Origin of the sequence: Mycobacterium sp. (assembly GCF_032159775.1) — a bacterium.
In the GTDB taxonomy this organism is placed as follows: domain Bacteria; phylum Actinomycetota; class Actinomycetes; order Mycobacteriales; family Mycobacteriaceae; genus Mycobacterium.
In genome coordinates, this window is the sequence record NZ_JAVHWK010000157.1 from 1 (window position 1) to 18,375 (window position 18,375).

The following is an 18,375-nucleotide window of genomic DNA, read 5'->3' on the forward strand; positions in this document are numbered from 1 at the left end:
TCGGGTGCTGATCATGGTCAAGGCGGGCGACCCGACCGACGCCGTCATCAACGAGCTCGCCGATGCGATGGAGGAGGGCGACATCATCATCGACGGCGGAAACGCGTTGTACACCGACACGATTCGCAGGGAGAAGGCGATGCTAGACCGCGGCCTTCACTTTGTCGGCGCAGGTATCTCCGGCGGTGAGGAGGGCGCGCTGAAGGGACCGTCGATCATGCCGGGTGGGCCCGCGGAGTCGTACAAGTCGCTCGGCCCTCTGCTCGAGGAGATCTCCGCGCACGTCGACGGGGTGCCGTGCTGCACCCACATCGGCCCCGACGGCGCAGGCCACTTTGTGAAGATGGTGCACAACGGCATCGAGTACTCCGATATGCAGCTCATCGGCGAGGCCTATCAGCTGCTCCGCGATGGGCTCGGCCTCGGCGCGCCTGAGATCGCCGACGTTTTCGCCGAGTGGAACAAGGGCGACCTGGACAGCTTCCTCATCGAGATCACCGCCGAGGTGCTGCGCCAGACCGACGCCACGACGGGCAAGCCGCTGGTCGACGTGATCCTCGACGAGGCTGAGCAGAAGGGCACCGGCCGCTGGACGGTCAAGTCGGCACTCGACCTGGGCGTTCCCGTCACCGGTATCGCCGAGGCCGTGTTCGCGCGTGCGCTTTCCGGTTCTGTGGCCCAGCGCAAGGCCACCACCGGGCTGGCCTCGGGCGACCTCGGCGACAAGCCAAGTGACGCAAAGCAGTTCATCGAGGATGTCAGCAAGGCGCTGTACGCATCCAAGATCATCGCCTACGCCCAGGGTTTCAACCAGATCCAGGCAGGCAGCGCCGAATACGACTGGGGCATCACCCCCGGCGACATGGCCACCATCTGGCGCGGCGGCTGCATCATCCGGGCGAAGTTCCTCAACCGGATCAAGGAGGCGTTCGACGAGGACGCCGACCTGCCCACGCTGATCGCGGCGCCTTATTTCCGCAGCGCCGTCGAGGCGGGTATCGACAGCTGGCGCCGCGTTGTGGTGACCGCCACCCAGCTCGGCATCCCGATTCCCGGTTTCAGCTCGGCCCTCTCGTACTACGACGCTCTGCGCACCGAGCGGCTACCCGCGGCGTTGACCCAGGGGCTTCGCGACTTCTTCGGTGCGCACACCTACGGCCGCATCGATGCCGATCGCGACAAGAAGTTCCACACCCTTTGGAGCGGGGACCGCACTGAAGTGCCCGCCTAGACTCGAGCCTGATGAGATTTCTTGACGGCCAGTCGCCACCGTATGACTTGACCTACGACGATGTGTTCATCGTTCCCGGTCGGTCGGACGTGGCGTCCCGGTTCGACGTCGACCTGTCGACCTCGGACGGCTCTGGCACCACCATCCCCGTCGTGGTGGCCAACATGACGGCGGTCGCAGGCAGGCGGATGGCCGAGACGGTGGCTCGCCGCGGCGGCATCGTGGTTCTGCCGCAGGATCTTCCGATCTCGGCGGTCCAGGAGACGGTCGACTTCGTTAAAACCCGTGACCTGGTCGTCGACACGCCGGTGACGCTGCTTCCCGACGATTCGGTGTCCGACGCCACCGCGCTGATCCACAAACGCGCGCACGGCGTCGCCGTGGTGGTTTCCGAGGGCAGACCGATCGGGCTGGTCACCGAGGCCAACTGCTTCGGCGTCGACCGCTTCGCACGGGTGCGCGACGTCTCGATCACCGACTTCGTCACGGCTCCGGTGGGCACCGATCCGCGAAAGGTCTTCGACCTGCTCGAGCACGCGCCGGTCGATGTCGCCGTGATGACCGATGCGGACGGCATCCTGGCCGGCGTGCTGACCCGTACCGGCGCGATCAGGGCCGGCATCTACACCCCGGCCGTCGATGCCAGAGGCCGGTTGCGGATCGCGGCGGCGATCGGCATCAACGGCGATGTGGCAGCCAAGGCCGGCGCGCTGGCCGAGGTGGGCGTCGACCTCCTCGTGGTCGACACCGCACACGGTCATCAGGTCAAGATGCTCGACGCCATCGAGTCGGTGTCCTCGCTCGATCTTGGCCTGCCGTTGGCGGCGGGGAACGTGGTGTCCGCCGACGGCACCCGCGACCTGATCAACGCCGGCGCATCCATCGTCAAGGTCGGCGTCGGTCCCGGTGCCATGTGCACCACCAGGATGATGACCGGCGTCGGCCGCCCTCAGTTCTCGGCTGTCGTCGAATGTGCCGTGGCGGCAGAACAACTCGGTGCCCACGTGTGGGCCGACGGTGGGGTGCGGCATCCACGTGATGTCGCGCTGGCACTTGCCGCGGGCGCCTCCAACGTGATGATCGGGTCGTGGTTCGCAGGCACCTACGAGTCGCCCGGCGACCTCATGCGCGATCGCGAGAACCAGCCGTACAAGGAGAGCTACGGCATGGCGTCCAAGCGCGCGGTTGCCGCGCGGACCGCAGGCGACAGCGCGTTCGACCGCGCCCGCAAGGCGTTGTTCGAGGAGGGAATCTCCACGTCGCGGATGGGTGTGGACCCCGCGCGGGGCGGCGTGGAGGATCTGCTCGACCACATCACCTCCGGTGTTCGCAGCACGTGCACCTACGTTGGAGCCAATACCATCGGCGAGCTACACGACAAGGCTGTGCTCGGCGTTCAGTCCGCGGCGGGATTCGCCGAAGGCCACCCGCTGCCGACGGGCTGGTGAGTCGGCCGACCCGGCCCGACCGGTTAACATAAGGCATTCATCTGGTCGTCCACAGAAAGGCAATTCGTGCCGCAGGCACCCGTTGAGGCCTCGAGCTTCCGGGACGAGGGGCCGGGCCCGCCGACGCCGGAAACTGTGACCGGAACCGAGCCCGAAGCCGAACCCTCTTCTAGTCGGCCGGGCATTCGGTCCGGCGCGGATCTGACGAGCAGGCGATGAGCGTCGTTTACACACTACTGGCCCTTTTGGCCTTCGTCGTTCTCACGCTGGGGACGGCGGTTTTCGTGGCGGCCGAGTTCTCGCTGACGGCCCTCGAGCGCAGCACGGTCGATTCCAACGCCCGCACCGGCGCGCGGCGTGACCACCTGGTTCAGCGCGCCCACCGGACACTGTCGTTCCAGTTGTCCGGCGCGCAGGTCGGCATATCGGTGACCACGCTCATCACCGGCTACCTCGCCGAGCCGCTGATCGCGCGGCTGCTGGAGCCCCTCTTCGCAGGTCTGGCGCTCAGCGCGGGAGTGGCAGGCGGACTGGCCCTGGGACTTTCGCTCCTGATCGCCACGTCGGTGTCGATGGTCTTCGGCGAACTGGTTGCGCAATACCTGGCAGTGGCGAAACCGTTGGAGACGGCGCGCGTGGTGGCCGGGCCGCAAGTGCTGTTCTCGATGTTCTTCACCCCGGTGATCAAGCTGACGAACGGCGCCGCCAACTGGATCCTGCGCAGGCTGGGCATCGAGCCGGCCGAGGAACTGCGCTCGGCGCGCTCACCGCAGGAGCTCGGTTCACTGGTCAGAAACTCCGCCCGCCGCGGGGCCATCGATCCGGTGACGGCCGCCCTCGTGGACCGCTCACTGCAGTTCGGATCGCGAACCGCCGAGGAGCTGATGACACCGCGCTCCAAGATCGAGGTCCTGCAGGCCGACCAGAACGTCGCCGACCTGGTCGTGATGGCGATGGAGACCGGCTACTCCCGCTTCCCGATCGTCGAAGGCGACCTGGACGAGACGATCGGGCTGGTACACGTCAAACAGGTCTTCGAGGTGGCACCCGACGACCGGCCGCGCATCGGGCTTGCCGGCCTCGCCACAGCGGTGCCCGTCGTGCCCTCGACGCTCGACGGCGACGACGTGATGGCACAGGTGCGGGCCAGCGGGTTGCAGACCGTGCTGGTGGCCGACGAATACGGCGGCACCGCGGGCATGGTGACCATGGAAGACCTGATCGAGGAGATCGTCGGCGATGTCCGCGATGAGCACGACGACGTGACACCCGATGTGCTGCGGATGAGCCGCGACAGCTGGCGGGTCTCGGGGCTACTGCGCATCGACGAGGTAGCCGAGAACGCTGGTTTCCGTGCTCCCGAAGGCGAATACGAGACCATCGGCGGGCTGGTGATGCAGGAGCTCGGCCACATTCCCAAGCCCGGTGAGGCCGTCGAGTTGACAGCATTCGACACCGAAGGCCCGATGGACGACCCGGTGCGCTGGCTGGCCACGGTCGTCCGGATGGACGGCAGACGTATCGACCTGCTCGAGCTGACCAAGCAGGGCCGCCGTGGCGACACCGACGACGGGGACGGGGCGCGCTGATGGGCGACATCCTCGCGGTGCTGCTGACCGTGCTGCTGCTCGCGGCGAACGCATTCTTCGTCGGCGCGGAGTTCGCACTGATCTCGGCGCGCCGCGACCGCCTAGAAGCCCTCGCCGAAGGCGGCAAGCGCCGCGCCGTCACGGTGATCCGCGCGGGCCAGAACCTGTCCGTGATGCTGGCAGGCGCGCAACTCGGCATCACGATCTGCTCGATCCTGCTTGGCCGGGTCGGTGAGCCTGCGGTCGCGCACCTGCTCGCGAAGCCGTTCGACCTCCTCGGCGTGCCGGACGCCCTCCTGCACACGGTGTCGTTCTTCATCGCGATCACGATCGTCGTCGTGCTGCATGTGCTGCTGGGCGAGATGGTGCCCAAGAACATCGCCATCGCGGGCCCGGAGTCGGCGGCGATGCTGCTCGTGCCGCCCTATCTGGCGTGGGTCCGATTGGCACGACCCGTCATCGCGGTCTACGACTGGTGTGCGCACATGGCGCTGCGCACCATTGGCATCAGAGCCAAACCGGAACTGGAAAACACGGTTTCGTCGGTCGAGCTCTCCGAGATGATCGCCGAGTCGCTCTCCGAGGGACTGCTCGACACCGAGGAGCACAACCGGTTGTCGCGCGCCCTGCAGATCCGCACCCGGGTCGTCGCCGATGTGGCCATCCCGCTGAAAGAGGTGCACGCGGTGTCTGCGGACGGCGACGACAGCGGCCCGACCGTCCGCGCGATCCAGCAGGCACTGCAGGACAGCGGCTACTCCCGATTCCCGGTCACCGGCGGTGACGGGCGGTTCATCGGCTACATCCACATCAAGGACGTCTTGAAGCTGGTGAACGACACCGACGCCGTCGTCGACCTCTCGGTGGTGCGGCCGCTACCCCAGGTGCCCGCGTCGTTGCCGCTGCCCGACGCGTTGTCGCGGCTGCGCCGCAGCAACAGCCACCTCGCCCTGGTCACCGCCGACAACGGCAGCGTGACCGCGATGGTGGCACTCGAGGATCTCGTCGAGGACCTCGTGGGCGCGATGAGACACCGGACCCATGACGGCTGAGGAGTTGCTGCCCGAGGCCGACTGGACGACCAGGGAGCGCAGGCATCGCGGCCGAGTCGACGAGTTCCTCGCACCGCACCGCAGGCGCGCGCAGATCGGTGAGCCACATCCGGTGTGGGACTTCCTGTTTCGCTACTACAGCCTGCGACCGCGCCAACTTGGGGTCTGGCATCCCGGCTTCGGCGTCGTGCTGGGCGGCACGGACAGCGGGGCGGCGCGGACGTACCTTGACCGCGCTGGATACGGTCCGCATCCAGACGGTGTGACGGTCACGTTCGAGCATCTGCGGTCCCGCGTCGACACGGTCGAATTCATCGCGGATCTGTTGCGCGCCACGGCAAGCCGCTCCCCCGCGATGAACTGCTTCGGAATGCATGAGTGGGCGATGGTGTACCGAGCGCCGACCGTGCGGCACGAACGGGTGCCGCTTCGGCTCGGACGGGACGCAACCGACGCCGTTGTCGAGTCGATACCGTTGCGCTGCACCCATTTCGACGCGTTCCGGTTCTTCACCGAGCCCGCGGCCGCGAGAAACGCGGGCACCCCGTCGCGCAGCGAGCAGTCCGGATGGGAGCAGCCGGGCTGTGTGCACGCCAACATGGACCTGTACAAGTGGTGCTACAAGCTGGGTCCGCTTGTCGAATCCCAGTTGCTGATCGACTGCCTCGAGTTGGCCGCCGACGCCAGGGCGCTCGACATGCGGGCCAGCCCGTACGATCTCGCCGGGTACGGCTTCGAGCCGATCGCCGTCGAAACGTCTGCAGGTCGGGCCGCCTACGTCCGCGAACAACAGGACATCGCCACGCGGGCGGCGCCGCTACGGGCTGCGATCGCCGCCCGATGCGACGACTTGCTGGTCGCAGCACTGACCGCCGCTGGCAATTAGCCCTGCTACTCGCGGGTAAACTGGACCGACGGCAGCGCGTCATGCGGCGCCATGCAGCCGAGGGAGGAACAAGATGACTGATCGTGTGACGGTGGGCAACCTGCGCGTCGCTGCGACGTTGTACGACTTCGTCAACGATGAGGCGCTGCCGGGTACCGACATCGACCCCGACACCTTCTGGTCGGGAGTCGACAAGGTCGTCGCCGATCTGACCCCGAAGAACCAGGACCTTCTTGCGCGACGCGACGACCTGCAGGCCCAGATCGACAAATGGCACCGGCACCGCGTCATCGAGCCGCTCGACCCGCAGGCCTACAAGCAGTTCCTGACCGAGATCGGGTACCTGCAGCCCGAGCCCGAACCCTTCACGATCACCACCTCCGGCGTCGACGAGGAGATCAGCACCACGGCTGGTCCGCAGCTGGTGGTGCCCGTGCTCAATGCGCGGTTCGCTCTGAACGCCGCCAACGCGCGCTGGGGTTCGCTGTACGACGCGCTGTACGGCACGGACGTGATCTCCGAAGCCGACGGTGCCGAGAAGACGTCTAGCTACAACAAGGTGCGCGGTGACAAGGTCATCGCCTACGCCCGCGAGTTCCTCGACAAGGCGGTGCCTCTGGAGTCGGGGTCCTGGGCGGATGCCACCGGCTTGAGCCTCGAAGACGGGGTGCTGGCTGTGGCAACCGCCGACGGCTCTGTCGGTCTGGCCAGCCCGGAGAAGTTCGTCGGCTATACCGGGAAACTCGGCTCCCCCGACTGGTCTGTGCTGCTGGTCAACAACGGCCTGCACGTCGAGATCTTGATCGACCCGGAGTCGCCCGTCGGTTCGACCGACAAAGCCGGCATCAAGGACGTCGTGCTGGAGTCCGCGATCACCACCATTCAGGACTTCGAGGATTCGGTGGCCGCCGTGGACGCCGACGACAAGGTGCTCGGATACCGCAACTGGCTCGGGCTGAACAGGGGCGACCTGTCCGAGGAGGTCAGCAAGGGCGACACGAGCTTCACCCGCGTCCTCAACCAGGACCGCACCTTCACCAGCCCCGACGGTGGTGAACTCACGCTTCCCGGCCGCAGTCTGCTGTTGGTCCGCAACGTCGGGCACCTGATGACCAACGACGCGATCGTCGACGCCGACGGCAGCGAGGTCTACGAGGGCATCCAGGACGCGATCTTCACCAGCCTGATCGCCATGCACGGTCTCAAGGAGGGCGGCGCCAACGGGCCGCTGGCCAACAGCCGCACCGGCTCGATCTACATCGTCAAGCCGAAGATGCACGGTCCGGACGAGGTGGCCTTCACCGCCGAGTTGTTCGCGAGCGTCGAGGATCTGCTTGGCCTGCCGCCGGCCACCATCAAGGTCGGCATCATGGACGAGGAGCGCCGCACCACCCTCAACCTGAAGGCCTGCATCAAAGCCGCCGCCGATCGCGTCGTGTTCATCAACACCGGATTCCTCGACCGCACCGGTGACGAGATCCACACGTCGATGGAAGCGGGCCCGATGATCCGCAAGGGCGCCATGAAGGGCACCACGTGGATCAAGGCCTACGAGGACGCCAACGTCGATGCAGGCTTGGGCGCAGGCTTCTCCGGCAAGGCGCAGATCGGCAAGGGCATGTGGGCGATGACCGAGCTGATGGCCGACATGGTCGAGCAGAAGATCGGTCAGCCCAAGGCCGGCGCCACCACCGCCTGGGTGCCGTCACCGACCGCGGCGACGCTGCACGCCATGCACTACCACGAGGTCGACGTCTTCGAGGTGCAGAAGGAGCTCGAGGGCGAGAGCCGCACCACCGTCGACGAGTTGCTGACCGTCCCGCTGGCCAAGGAGCTGGCATGGGCGCCCGAGGAGATCCGGGAAGAGGTCGACAACAACTGCCAGTCGATCCTGGGCTACGTCGTCCGGTGGATCGATGCCGGCGTCGGCTGCTCCAAGGTCCCCGACATCCACAACGTCGCCTTGATGGAGGACCGCGCGACATTGCGCATCTCGAGCCAGCTGCTGGCCAACTGGCTGCGGCACGGGGTCATCACGTCCGATGACGTCAAGGCCAGCCTGCGCCGGATGGCTGCCGTGGTGGACAAGCAGAACGAGGCCGATCCGGAGTTCCGGCCGATGGCTCCCGACCCGGACGCCAGCATCGCCTTCCAGGCCGCTGAGGAGTTGATCCTTGCCGGCGCGCAGCAGCCCAACGGCTACACAGAACCGATCCTGCATCGGCGCAGGCGCGAGTTCAAAGCAGCGAATCCCAGCAACGCCGGCTGACCGGCGAGGTTTCGCTATGTGGATAAACTTCGGCGGGGCAGGTGACCTGTCGGCAATGATCGGCGAACGGAGAGGACGCAGGCGCACGAGTGGGTAGGCACAGGATTCCCGACCCAGATGAGTCTTCCGGCGGTACTCCAGAGGGCGCCACCGATGCGACCGAGTCGTTCGATCAGCCGCTCGTTCCGTACGACGACGCATACGACCAGCCGGGTTACCCGGCGGCCCCGGCGGAGCCCGACGATCCGCGCTACGGCGAGCCCCGGTACCCCGAGCCCGGCTTTCGGGAGCCGGAACACGGGAAGTCCGACTATGAGTCGGAATACGACGACGAGTACGAGTCCGACTACCCCGAGTCGGATTACCCCGAGGCCGGGTATTCCGACGTGCCGGACTACCTGCAGCCCGGCCACCGGGACTCGGACGCCCCCGTTGCCCAGTTCCGCCGCCCGACCGATGAGACGCCGTCGTACCTGACACGCACGCCCGAACCGAAACCTCCGCCCCGCGCCCAGCACTCCGGCGACTGGGAAGGCGGCGAATGGACCGGAAGCCACCGCGCGATCCAACCGGGCCGCCGCGGCGTCAGCTGGGGTGTCATCGGAGCCCTGGTCGCGGTCGTCGTGGTGGTGGCCGCATTCATACTCTGGCGCTTCTTCGGCGACGCGCTGTCCGACCGGTCCAGCATCGCCTCCGCGCGGTGTGTCGACGGCCAGAAGGGCGTCGCCGTCATCGCCGACCCGGCCATCGCAGGCGAAATAGCCGCGCTGGCCAAGAAATTCAACGAAACGGCGAACCCGGTCGGCGACAGCTGCGTTGCGTTGAAGGTCAAACCCGCCGAATCCGACCAGGTGATCAACGGCTTCGTCGATACCTGGCCCGCGGAGTTGGGCGAACGCCCGGCGTTGTGGATTCCCGGCAGCTCGATCTCGCAGGCCCGCCTCGAGGCGGTGGCAGGTGAGGAAACCGTCGACGACAGCCGCTCGCTTGTCAGATCGCCGGTGGTGCTTGCCACCAGGCCTCAGCTCAAAAGTGCTCTCGGGCAGCAGAACTGGGGGACGTTGCCCGGCCTGCAGAGCAACCCCAATTCATTGAACGGGATGAACCTGCCGGGCTGGGGATCGCTGCGCCTCGCGCTACCGCTCAACGGCGACAGCGACGCGTCCTATCTCGCCGCCGAGGCGGTCGCGGCGGCTTCTGCGCCTGCCGGAGCGCCACCGAGTGCGGGCACCGGCGCGGTGAATACCCTGATGTCGGGCCAGCCGAAGCTGGCCGACAACAAGGCGACGACCGCGATGGACGCACTGCTCAACGGGACCGATCCGGCCGCCGCCCCTGTGCACGCCGTCGTCACCACCGAGCAGCAGTTGTATCAGCGCGGTACGTCACTGTCCGACGCGAAGAACGTGGTGGCCTCGTGGCTTCCGCCGGGCCCGACTGCGACCGCCGACTACCCGACCGTTCTGCTCAAGGGCACCTGGCTGTCGCAGGAACAGGTCACCGCCGCCAGCGAGTTCTCCCGGTTCCTGCGCAAGCCCGAACAACTCGCAGAATTGGCCAAGCTCGGATTCCGCACCGACGGCGGCCAGACGCCGAAGAGCGACATCACGAACTTCGCGCCGGTCTCTGCTCCCCTGTCGGTCGGCGACAGCTCGATGCGAGCCACGCTAGCCAACGCTCTCACCACGCCAGCGGGCAACCCGGCCGTGACGATCATGCTGGACCAGTCGATGTCGGCCCAGGAGGGCGGCAAGAGCCGGCTGGCCAACGTGGCGGCCGCGCTGGAGGCGCAGGTGCAGACGTTGCCTGCGGCGGCGGCGGTCGGGTTGTGGACGTTCGACGGTGTGGAGGGGCGGTCAGAGGTCGCGACGGGTCCGCTGTCGGATCCCGTCGACGGCAAGCCGCGCTCGGCTGCCATCGGCGCGGCACTGGACGGGCAGACCGCGTCTGGCGGCGGGGCGGTGTCGTTCACCACGTTGCGAATGATCTACGACGACGCATTGGCGAAGTTCCGCCAGGGACAGACCAATTCGATACTCGTGATCACCGCCGGTCCGCACACCGACCAGAGCCTCGACGCAGGCGGTCTTCAGGACTACGTGCGCCGCACCTTCGACCCCGCAAAGCCGGTGGCGATCAACGTGATCGACTTCGGTGGTGACCCCGACCGCGCGGCGTGGGAGGGAGTCGCCCAGATCAGCGGCGGCGGCTACCAAAATCTGTCGACGTCGGCATCGCCGGACCTGGCGACGGCGATCACCACGTTCCTCGGTTAGCGCGTCAGCCGATCACGCACGGCGCCATCGCATTTCGCGGATTCTTTAACCGCCCGGTGCGGCCGGTGCGCCGCCGGCGCCGAGCAGGCTGCCGAGTTGGCCGAGCACCTCGATCGGGTTCGGCTTCCCAGGCGGGGCGGCGTCGGTCATCTGCCAATCCTGGCACTCGCTGCTGGTGAAGGCTGTGTCACCCGCCTCGATCTGGACGGTCTGCGCCTTCTTGGTCATCGCATTAGCGACGATGCCGTCGCCGTTGACCCGCTTCCAGTAGCACGCACCGTTGTCAACGGGACCGGCGGACTGGTACACGCCCGGCGTGATGTCGGTTCCGACCGTGTAGGTGCCGTTGCCGAAGCTGGTCTTCGGGCCGGGCGGTGGTGGCGGGACGGGATCGGCATTGGCCACTGCGATTGAGGCGGACCAGCCGACCACCAGCACAGCTGCTGCGGCAGCGATTCGAGACATCAAGCGAACGCCTCCACCGGTGGACATGAACACATCAGATTCCGATCACCATACGCGCCGTCGATGCGACGGACCGGCGGCCATACCTTCGGCCGGAACGCCTTGCCCAGCGGATATGCGGCCTGCTCGCGGCTGTAGGGATGGGTCCAATCGCCGACGATCAGGCTTTCCGCCGTGTGCGGTGCGCCGCGAAGCGGGTTGTCGTCGGCGGGCCATGCACCCGAGCCGACCTGATCGATTTCGGCCCGGATCGCGATCATGGCCTCGCAGAACGCGTCCACCTCGGCAAGGCTTTCACTTTCCGTCGGCTCCACCATCAGCGTGCCGGCGACCGGAAAGCTCATCGTCGGCGCGTGAAACCCGTAGTCCGCCAGTCTCTTCGCGACATCGTCGACGGTGACGCCGGTGGACTTCGTGATTCCGCGCAGGTCGAGGATGCACTCGTGGGCGACCATGCCGTTCTCACCGGTGTAGAGCACCGGGTAGTACTCGTCGAGGCGACGGGCGATGTAATTCGCCGAAGCGATCGCGGTCAACGACGCCGCGCGCAGCCCCTCAGCGCCCATCATCCGGATGTACGCCCAGGTGATCGGAAGGATCGACGCCGACCCGTACGGCGCCGACGACACCGTTCGCGCCGATGGAAGTTCGTCGGCGAGCGGATGGCCTGGCAGATACGGCTGCAGGTGGGCCCGAACCGCGACCGGTCCGACGCCCGGGCCCCCGCCCCCATGTGGGATGCAGAACGTCTTGTGTAGGTTCAGGTGGCTGACGTCGCCGCCGAATTTCCCCGGCCGCGCCAGACCCACCAATGCGTTGAGGTTCGCGCCGTCGACGTACACCTGACCGCCGACGTCGTGCACCGCCGCGCAGATGTCGGCGATGTCGTGCTCGTAGACGCCGTGGGTGGACGGATAGGTGATCATTAACGCGGACAACCGATCCGCGTGTTCAGTGACTTTGGCCCGCAGGTCGTCGAGGTCGACGTCGCCGTTGGCCCGGCAGGCCACCACCACGACACGCATGCCGACCAGCGCCGCGGACGCCGCGTTGGTGCCGTGCGCGCTCGACGGGATCAGACACACGTCGCGGTCGGGCTCGCCACGTTCGGCGTGGTAGGCCTGGATCGCCAGCAGCCCCGCGTATTCGCCCTGCGAACCGGCGTTGGGTTGCAGCGACACCGCGTCATAGCCGGTCAACTGCGTCAGCCAGCTCTCCAGGTCCGCGATCAGCTTGTGCAGGCCCGGTGCGTCGGAGTGCGGCGCGAACGGATGCTGGCGGGAGAACTCGGGCCAGGTGATGGGCTCCATCTCGGCTGCCGCGTTGAGCTTCATCGTGCACGAACCGAGCGGAATCATGCTGCGGTCCAACGCGATGTCCTTGTCGGCCAACGACCGCAGGTAGCGCATCATCTCGGTCTCGGTGCGGTACCGGGTGAATGCGGGATGGGTCAGGAACTGCGATGTCCTGGTGGCGATCTCGGATGTCGCCGCCGGTGCGGCTCCGTTGCTGGATGTCGCCCCGAATGCAGCCAGCACGCTCTCGACGTGTTCGGTCGTCGTCGCCTCATCGCACGACACCGACACGTGGTCGTCGTCGACGAGCCACACGTTGACGCCGCGCGACTTGGCCTCGTCGCGAACCTGTGCGGCCCGACCGGGCACGTCGGCCAGCACGGTGTCGAAGAACCGGTCGTGCACGACGCCTACACCGGCCGCCATCAGACCTGCAGCCAGGGTGCGCGCGCGATCGTGGACACGGCGCGCGATGCCGGTCAGCCCGTCGGCACCGTGATAGCTGGCGTACATGGCGGCGATCACGGCGAGCAGAACCTGCGCGGTGCAGATGTTGCTGGTGGCCTTGTCACGGCGAATGTGCTGTTCGCGGGTCTGCAGCGAGAGTCGGTAGGCCGGCGAGCCGTCGGCGTCCACCGAAACCCCGACAAGTCGGCCGGGAAGTTGCCGCGCGTGGTTGGCGTGCACGGCGAGGTAGCCCGCGTGTGGCCCGCCGAAACCCATTGGCACACCGAACCGTTGGGTGCTGCCGAACGCCACGTCGGCGCCGATCTCGCCGGGCGGGCTGATCAGCGTCAGCGCGAGCAGGTCGGCCCCGATGGCCACCAGCGCTCCGCGTTCGTGGGCCTGGCTGACCAGGTCGGTCCAGTCGACCACCTCTCCGCCCGCGCCGGGAAGCTGGGTGATCACGCCGAAGAAATCGCCGTCGGGCAGGCCGAGACGCAGGTCGGCGGTGACGATCTCGATGCCTATCGGCTCGGCCCTGGTGGCCAGCACCGCCGCGGTCTGCCGGTACAGGTCGGCGTCGACGGCCAACCGGTTCGACGTGCCACGCACCGCCCGATGCATCAGCGTCATCGCCTCTGCCGCCGCGGTGCCCTCGTCGAGCATCGATGCGTTGGCCACCTCGAGGCCGGTCAGATCGGCAACCATGGTCTGGAAGTTCAGCAGTGCCTCGAGCCGGCCCTGGCTGATCTCCGGCTGATAGGGCGTGTACGCCGTGTACCAGGCCGGGTTCTCCAGGATGTTGCGCCGCAGCACAGGAGGCGTCAGCGTGTCGAAGTAGCCCTGCCCGATCATCGAGACCGCGACGGTGTTGGCGTCGGCAAGGGCACGCAGCTCTGCCAGGGCCTGCTCTTCCGTCGCGGCCTGCGGCAGCTGGTCAAGGCCAGGTGCGATGCCGTCGGCTGACAACGCGTCGAGAATGCCTGCTGGAAGCGCCTTGTCGGCGAGTTCATCGAGCGAGCCGACGCCGATGGTCTTGAGCATGGTGGCGACTTCGTCGGCGTCCGGTCCGATGTGTCGGTCCGCGAAGTTCGGTTGATCGTGGGAGAACATTCATCTCCTGACGCTGGAGGGCGCAGAACCCGATGGGGTTCCTCTCCCTCAGTCGTCGACCCGAAAGGGCGCTCCAGAGGCATTCGGGGCCCTGCCCGGTCCGGGTGCCTGAGAGTTTGACGGAGAGGTGTTGCTCCTTCGGCGTCCGTGGCTGGCGGCCACGGATCTCTCCCGCGCAGGGGCGATGCGCTGCCGATTCTACCGGCAGGCTGTCAGGAGTGGGCAGTCAGCCGATCTTGCGGTCGCGGTGCTTGCGACGGGACGCCAGCTCATCCTCGGGCGCGCTGATCGATTCGCCACCATCGGCGCGCTCGCCGGGGAAATCGGCGATGGCGCCGGTCAGCTCCCGCATCGCGCCGGAGACGGCGATGCCGAAAACGCCCTGGCCACCTTGCAGGAGGTCGACCACTTCCTCGGCCGACGTGCATTCGTAGACGGTGGTGCCGTCGGAGAACAGCGTGATGTTGGCCAGATCGCGGACGCCGCGCTGACGTAGGTGGTCGACCGCGACGCGGATGTTGTGTAGCGAGATGCCGGTGTCCAGCAGTCGCTTGACGATCTTGAGGACAAGGATGTCTTTGAACGAGTAGAGACGCTGGCTGCCAGATCCGGCGGCGCTGCGAATCGACGGCACCACCAGCGAGGTCCTGGCCCAATAGTCCAGTTGCCGATAGGTGATCCCGGCGATCTGGCATGCGCTCGGTCCGCGGTAGCCGACGAGCTCGTCGGGCACCGAGTCATCGGGGAAAAGGCCGGCCTGCACGGGTTCGCTGGGAACCGTGGCCGGCGGCTGCGGCGCACCATCGCCAGAGGACAGATCCAATTGCTCTTGACGTGGCGTGTCGTCCACCCTCAGAATCCTCTCGCCGATCGAACTCGCGTCTGTGACCTGCACCGCGGCACGTTTGCCAAGCCCGAGTGTGTCGAGCATACGCTCCCCGACGAAGCCTGACTGCCCGTCGTGACCACCAAAGTATGGCTGCCCGGATCGCGGTTGGCAGAAACCCGCGCCGCGTGTCGAGTCGAAACGTCAGATGAGACGCATCCGTGATGTTTCGACGTGAGTTCAGGTGGCTTTGAAGTCGTCGGGCGACACGCTGTCGAGGAATTCCTTGAACTTCTCGACCTCGTCCTCACGCACGGCGCCCGTCGCCTCGTCGTCGTTCTCGTCGGGGATCAGCAGCCCAGCCTCGGCCAGCACCGCCTCCTCGACGTAGATCGGCACCCCGACCCGAAGCGCGATGGCCACCGAGTCCGACGGCCGTGCCGACACCTTGATGTCGCGATCGAAGATCAGATCGGCGTAGAAGGTGCCCTCTTGGAGGTCGACGATGCGCACTTCTTTCAGCGAATGACCAAGCGCAGCAATGAGATCCCGGATCAGGTCGTGGGTCAGCGGTCGAGCAGGCTCGACACCCTGCTGCTCGAGGGCGATCGCCGCAGCCTCGGACTGGCCGATCCAGATCGGCAGATACCGGTCACCGTTGGACTCACGCAGCAGCAACACTGGCTGGTTCTGGGGTTGCTCCACGCGAATGCCGACCACACGAACCTCACCCATCTGTGTCTGCCCTCCGCACCGCCGAAGCCAATGAGACGAGTCTAATCCTCACCTGTCGAGAACGTCGCGCACGGCCGACTTGATCAAAGACGTGTGCAGTGTGATCGCCAGCGCGGCCACCTCGCGAGCCAGATCGTCGGCACGATCGCGCGCGCCCGCCTTGCCCGCCTTCACCACCGGTCCGGCGATCTGAGCGATCAGATCGGACTGCCGGTCGGCCGCCGACCTGAAGGCACGCAGATGTCGGGGTTCCACCCCGTAGTCGGCGAGGGCCCGAGCGCACTGGGCGATCACCACGGAGTGCTCGTCGAAGAATCCGCCGGGACCCGTTGTGATCACCCCCTCCTTGATCAGGGCGCTGAGAACCGAGTCGGCAACCCCTGAGCGCGCCACCAGGTCTTCGCGGCTCAGCCGCACCTGGGTCGGCGCGACGGCGGCGTCGATGTCCTCCGGCTCGCCGGACACCGGCACCAAACGCGGTACACCGTATGAGGATCCGGTGCGCGGCAGCTCGCCGTCGGGCTGGGCGTCGAGTTGGGACTTGATGACCTTCAACGGCAGGTAGTTGTCGCGCTGCGCGGTCAGCACGAAACGCAGCCGGGCACAGTCGTAGGCGGTGAACCGTCGATAGCCCGACGCCGTCCGCTCGGGCGTGACCAGTCCCTCAGCCTCCAGAAAGCGGATCTTGGAGATGGTCACGTCCGGAAAGTCCGGTCGCAGCGAGTCGAGTACCGCTCCGATCGACATCCCGGTCGGAGACGGACCGATGTCGGGCTGTGTCATCAGCTCTTGGCGCGAGCGCTCAACGCGGTCACTTAGCTGCCCGACCCGCTGTCGTCGTTGGTCTTGGGGCCGGTCAGGAACACCAGGCGGAATTTGCCGATCTGCACTTCGTCGCCGTTGGCCAGAACCGCCGAGTCGACGGGCTCCCTGTTGACGTAGGTGCCGTTGAGGCTGCCCACGTCCACAACCTGGAACTCGCCGTTCTCCAACCGGAACTCTGCGTGGCGTCGGCTCACCGTCACGTCGTCGAGGAAGATGTCGCTGTCGGGGTGTCTGCCCGCCGACGTCGTCGGCTGATCGAGCAGGAAGCGGGACCCCGCGTTGGGGCCGCGCTTGACGACAAGCAACGCCGATCCCACCGGCAGGCCCTCGACGCCCGAGACGGACCCCTCGTTGCCCGTCGACGCCGGGGCGTCCAATTCGTTGAGGAAATCGGCGCGGAACACCGATGTGGTTTCCACCGTCAGGTCGTCAGACGTCTGGTCAACCCCGGAATTGTGATCCTTGTCCGTCACCCGCTGCTCCTCACTGGCTGCTGTGGCGATATCTGGCCGGGCCCTCCATGGGTCCCCATCCAGCCGTCATACGTTTGACGTCGACCGTACCGCGCGGCGGCCGCCGTTGGGTCCACCCCCGCCGGATCAACGTGAACATGCATCACCCCGCGAATGTGGAACCGATCGTTGGAAACCCTAACAACATCTCATTCGGTCACCAGAGCCTGGTACGCGTCGGCGTCCAGCAGGCCGTCGACCTCTCCGGCAAGAGCATCGGCGTCCGCCTGCAACTCGATGAGCCACCCTTCGCCGTAGGGATCGGAGTTGACCAACTGCGGGCTGCCCTCCAGTTCTCCGTTCACGGCAACGACTTTCGCCGTCACGGGCGAGTACAGGTCGGACACCGATTTGGTCGACTCGACCTCGCCGAAGGACTCCCCCGCGGTGACGTCGGTGCCGACATCGGGCAGCTGGACGAACACCACGTCCCCGAGGGACGACTGGGCGAAGTCGGTGATGCCGACCCTTACGGTGCCGTCACCGACGCGTTGCACCCACTCGTGCTCGGCGGTGTAGGACAGGTCTGGCGGGATTTCGCTCACGGCGCTCCTCTTCGCAGGTAATGCTCATTTCACGGGCTGAGCGTATTGGCGGGGTTTCGGTTGCCGCAAGGCGGTTACGTCCACCCGGTCGGATTGTTGTACCACCATCGTGCCGCCCACGCGCTCAACACTGTCAGTCGCGCCGCCGGGAATGTTCATCGCCGCGGCCAGCGTCGGCGGATCGCCAATCGCCACAACGGTATACGGCGGGTTGAGGGTCTGGCCGTCGATCTCGAGCGCACCGGGCCTTCCGACCACCCAGGTGTCAACGCCGACCCGCACAGAGACCTTCGGGTCGCCCTGTCCACCCTGCACCTCCATCGCCTCGGCGCCGGCGTTGCGCAGCTCGTTGATCACGTCGAGCATGGTTTCCGGCGCCACCCCGACGGCGGCGTCGTCGATGGTCAGGGTCACCCCGGGACCCGTGGCCGACACCGTGCCGATCAGGATCGACAGCGCCGCCAGCCGGGCCTGGGCGTTTTCGATCGCCGCCTGGTCGCTGCTGCCCGAGGCCTGCAGTGCGGCCAGCGTCCGCTGCAGGTCGGCGACCTCCGTGTTCAACGCCGCCTCGCGCTGCTGCAACGAATCCAGCAACACCAGCAGGTCGGCGGGTCGCGCGGTCTCCAGCGAGTCGCCGGAATCGTTCTGCCGGACCTGGGTGACGATCGCAACGCCGAGCAGAATGCACAGCAGCACGCCAAGCGCCCCGAACACCAGCTGCGAGCGTCCCCGGCGCAGCACGCCTTCGACGCCTGCGGGCTGCAGGTCGCCGATCCGCTGCGGGGACTCGTCGGCCGGCAGCTCGTGCCGGCCCGCCTGCTCGGCCTCCTGAGATCCCGCGGTGTCGGGGCTGTCGCTGCTCAC

The 18,375-nt window shown here is 67.0% G+C and carries 15 protein-coding genes and 1 riboswitch; of the genes, 7 read left to right on the forward strand and 8 right to left on the reverse strand.

The genetic code is table 11. The annotated features are described in order from the left end of the window. From gnd to QOJ24_RS21570, 7 genes are all read left to right on the forward strand, one after another. The coding region (gene gnd / locus QOJ24_RS21540) for an NADP-dependent phosphogluconate dehydrogenase (RefSeq protein ID WP_526264957.1) at positions 1-1,231 on the forward strand (1,231 nt) is incomplete at its 5' end. 8 nt (positions 1,232-1,239) lie between these two features. Beyond that, on the forward strand, positions 1,240-2,679 hold the full coding sequence (locus tag QOJ24_RS21545) for a GuaB1 family IMP dehydrogenase-related protein (protein ID WP_526264993.1): 1,440 nt from the start codon (positions 1,240-1,242) through the stop codon (positions 2,677-2,679). 215 nt (positions 2,680-2,894) lie between these two features. Beyond that, positions 2,895-4,268: a CNNM domain-containing protein gene (locus QOJ24_RS21550; protein WP_526264959.1), complete on the forward strand. Its 1,374-nt coding sequence runs from the start codon at positions 2,895-2,897 to the stop codon at positions 4,266-4,268. Beyond that, complete coding sequence (locus tag QOJ24_RS21555; RefSeq protein WP_526264961.1) at positions 4,268-5,320, forward strand: CBS domain-containing protein; 1,053 nt, start codon at positions 4,268-4,270, stop codon at positions 5,318-5,320. The genes QOJ24_RS21550 and QOJ24_RS21555 overlap by 1 nt, the downstream gene beginning before the upstream one ends. After that, complete coding sequence (locus tag QOJ24_RS21560; protein WP_526264963.1) at positions 5,310-6,206, forward strand: 3-methyladenine DNA glycosylase; 897 nt, start codon at positions 5,310-5,312, stop codon at positions 6,204-6,206. Before QOJ24_RS21555 ends, QOJ24_RS21560 begins: the two co-directional genes overlap by 11 nt. 73 nt (positions 6,207-6,279) lie before the next feature. Then, positions 6,280-8,475, forward strand: a complete 2,196-nt coding sequence (locus QOJ24_RS21565) for a malate synthase G (RefSeq protein ID WP_526264965.1) — start codon at positions 6,280-6,282, stop codon at positions 8,473-8,475. A gap of 89 nt (positions 8,476-8,564) precedes the next feature. Beyond that, a complete protein-coding gene (locus QOJ24_RS21570) occupies positions 8,565-10,751 on the forward strand; it encodes a vWA domain-containing protein (RefSeq protein ID WP_526264967.1) in 2,187 nt (728 codons plus the stop codon). A 45-nt stretch (positions 10,752-10,796) separates the two neighbouring features. On the opposite strand, the gene QOJ24_RS21575 is transcribed toward QOJ24_RS21570, so the two are convergent. The 8 genes from QOJ24_RS21575 to QOJ24_RS21610 all read right to left on the reverse strand — a co-directional run bounded on the left by QOJ24_RS21575 (position 10,797) and on the right by QOJ24_RS21610 (position 18,375). Then, positions 10,797-11,216: an Rv1352/Rv1906c domain-containing protein gene (locus tag QOJ24_RS21575; RefSeq protein ID WP_526264969.1), complete on the reverse strand. Its 420-nt coding sequence runs from the start codon at positions 11,214-11,216 to the stop codon at positions 10,797-10,799. After that, complete coding sequence (gene gcvP, locus QOJ24_RS21580) at positions 11,216-14,068, reverse strand: aminomethyl-transferring glycine dehydrogenase (RefSeq protein ID WP_526264971.1); 2,853 nt, start codon at positions 14,066-14,068, stop codon at positions 11,216-11,218. The genes QOJ24_RS21575 and gcvP overlap by 1 nt, the downstream gene beginning before the upstream one ends. 86 nt (positions 14,069-14,154) lie before the next feature. Then, a riboswitch (glycine riboswitch) is annotated at positions 14,155-14,252 on the reverse strand. A 42-nt stretch (positions 14,253-14,294) separates the two neighbouring features. Continuing rightward, on the reverse strand, positions 14,295-14,918 hold the full coding sequence (locus tag QOJ24_RS21585; RefSeq protein WP_526264973.1) for a MerR family transcriptional regulator: 624 nt from the start codon (positions 14,916-14,918) through the stop codon (positions 14,295-14,297). Between the two features lie 216 nt (positions 14,919-15,134). Then, on the reverse strand, positions 15,135-15,629 hold the full coding sequence (locus tag QOJ24_RS21590; protein ID WP_105346197.1) for a bifunctional nuclease family protein: 495 nt from the start codon (positions 15,627-15,629) through the stop codon (positions 15,135-15,137). Positions 15,630-15,677: 48 nt separating this feature from the next. Continuing rightward, on the reverse strand, positions 15,678-16,412 hold the full coding sequence (gene ftsR, locus QOJ24_RS21595) for a transcriptional regulator FtsR (protein ID WP_526264975.1): 735 nt from the start codon (positions 16,410-16,412) through the stop codon (positions 15,678-15,680). Positions 16,413-16,444: 32 nt separating this feature from the next. Further along, positions 16,445-16,927, reverse strand: a complete 483-nt coding sequence (garA, locus tag QOJ24_RS21600) for a glycogen accumulation regulator GarA (protein WP_526264977.1) — start codon at positions 16,925-16,927, stop codon at positions 16,445-16,447. A 188-nt stretch (positions 16,928-17,115) separates the two neighbouring features. After that, positions 17,116-17,511, reverse strand: coding sequence for a glycine cleavage system protein GcvH (gene gcvH / locus QOJ24_RS21605; protein WP_526264979.1), 396 nt, complete (start codon positions 17,509-17,511; stop codon positions 17,116-17,118). A gap of 24 nt (positions 17,512-17,535) precedes the next feature. Next, a complete protein-coding gene (locus QOJ24_RS21610; RefSeq protein ID WP_526264981.1) occupies positions 17,536-18,375 on the reverse strand; it encodes a DUF881 domain-containing protein in 840 nt (279 codons plus the stop codon).

What these genes read in the sequence shown, in the direction of transcription:
- QOJ24_RS21550 (WP_526264959.1), top strand. Translation starts at nt 2,895, where the DNA reads ATGAGCGTCGTTTACACACTACTGGCCCTTTTGGCCTTCGTCGTTCTC.
- QOJ24_RS21555 (WP_526264961.1), top strand. Translation starts at nt 4,268, where the DNA reads ATGGGCGACATCCTCGCGGTGCTGCTGACCGTGCTGCTGCTCGCGGCG.
- QOJ24_RS21560 (WP_526264963.1), top strand. Translation starts at nt 5,310, where the DNA reads ATGACGGCTGAGGAGTTGCTGCCCGAGGCCGACTGGACGACCAGGGAG.
- QOJ24_RS21565 (WP_526264965.1), top strand. Translation starts at nt 6,280, where the DNA reads ATGACTGATCGTGTGACGGTGGGCAACCTGCGCGTCGCTGCGACGTTG.
- QOJ24_RS21575 (WP_526264969.1), bottom strand. Translation starts at nt 11,216, where the DNA reads ATGTCTCGAATCGCTGCCGCAGCAGCTGTGCTGGTGGTCGGCTGGTCC.
- gcvP (WP_526264971.1), bottom strand. Translation starts at nt 14,068, where the DNA reads ATGTTCTCCCACGATCAACCGAACTTCGCGGACCGACACATCGGACCG.
- QOJ24_RS21590 (WP_105346197.1), bottom strand. Translation starts at nt 15,629, where the DNA reads ATGGGTGAGGTTCGTGTGGTCGGCATTCGCGTGGAGCAACCCCAGAAC.
- ftsR (WP_526264975.1), bottom strand. Translation starts at nt 16,412, where the DNA reads ATGACACAGCCCGACATCGGTCCGTCTCCGACCGGGATGTCGATCGGA.